This window comes from Stenotrophomonas pictorum JCM 9942 (genome assembly GCF_001310775.1).
In the GTDB taxonomy this organism is placed as follows: domain Bacteria; phylum Pseudomonadota; class Gammaproteobacteria; order Xanthomonadales; family Xanthomonadaceae; genus Stenotrophomonas; species Stenotrophomonas pictorum.
The window spans coordinates 1-1,187 of sequence record NZ_BAZI01000597.1 but is presented as its reverse complement, the minus strand read 5'-3'; the positions used below and the strand labels follow the sequence as shown (position 1 = coordinate 1,187).

General features: G+C 67.1%; 1 protein-coding gene and 1 pseudogene. Both read right to left on the bottom strand.

All coding sequences use genetic code 11. The features are described from left to right. On the bottom strand, positions 1–165 hold a 165-nt coding region (locus JCM9942_RS18505), incomplete at its 3' end, for a DUF4124 domain-containing protein (protein WP_157723014.1). Between the two features lie 64 nt (positions 166–229). Continuing rightward, positions 230–1,072: pseudogene (metF, locus tag JCM9942_RS16365) on the bottom strand (methylenetetrahydrofolate reductase [NAD(P)H]); the annotation flags it as partial. Positions 1,073–1,187 lie beyond the last annotated feature (115 nt).

The following is a 1,187-nucleotide window of genomic DNA, read 5'->3' as shown; positions in this document are numbered from 1 at the left end:
CCGGCCGCCGGGCAGCAGCCGCGCGCGCGCGCCCATCGCCTCGCATGGTTTGTCGCCGTACACCGTCTGGCCCTGCGCATTGGTGCAACGGTTGATCTGCTGCGCGTGAAGATCGAGCGCCCCCAGGGCAATGGCGGACAACAACAGCAGCAGGGCGATTCGCATCGTCCAAGGGTAGTGGCTGGATCAGCGGGCAGGAAGTGACGGAAGTGAGGTGCTTCCGCCCGGTTCAGGCGTGTCCGAGGCGCCTGAGCACCGCCTGCGTCGGCCGGGCCAGGTTGAGTGTGTAGAAGTGCAGCGACGGCACCCCGGCGGCGATCAGGCGCTCGCACAGCGCGGCCACCACATCGGCGCCGAACGTGCGCACCGACTCGGCATCATCGCCAAAGGCCTGCATGCGCTTGCTGATCCAGCGCGGGATCTCCGCGCCGCACTGCTCGGAGAACCGGCGCAGCTGGCTGAAGTTGGAGATCGGCATGATCCCGGGAATGATCGGCACCTCCACGCCCAGCTTGCGCACCGCCTCGACGAAGTGGAAATAGGCGTCGGCGTTGTAGAAGTACTGGGTGATCGCCGCATCGGCGCCGGCATCGATCTTGGTCTTGAAGTGGCGCAGGTCGGCCAGCGCGCAGGACGCCTGCGGGTGGGTTTCCGGATACGCGCCGACCTCGATGCGGAAGGCGTCGCCATGTTCGGCGCGGATGAAGGCGATCAGCTCCGAGGCATAGCGCATATCGCCGGGAAAGCCCATGCCCGAGGGCAGGTCGCCGCGCAGGGCTACGATGCGCTTGACCCCGATGGCCCGGTACAGCTTGAGCAGCTCGCGGATCTCCTCGCGGGTGCCGCCGACGCACGACAGGTGCGGCGCAGCCTGCAGGCCGTGGTGCTGGTTCAGATGGCGCACCGTCTCGGAGGTGTAGCTCAGGGTCGAACCGCCCGCGCCGAAGGTGCACGACACGTACTCCGGCGCGTAGGTCTTGAGCCTGGCCGCGGTGCGGTCCAGCTGGGCACGCTGGTCATCGGTCTTGGGGGGATAGAACTCGAAGCTGATCGCGGTCATGGGGCGCCGGGCATGCTGGAATACGGGCCATTATATCTCTTCATCAAGATGGATGTTCAAGAGTTTCGCCTGTGACCATGCCGTGGCCCGGCCTTGAGGCGGGCCGGCCACCAACAGCCCGCCCTCG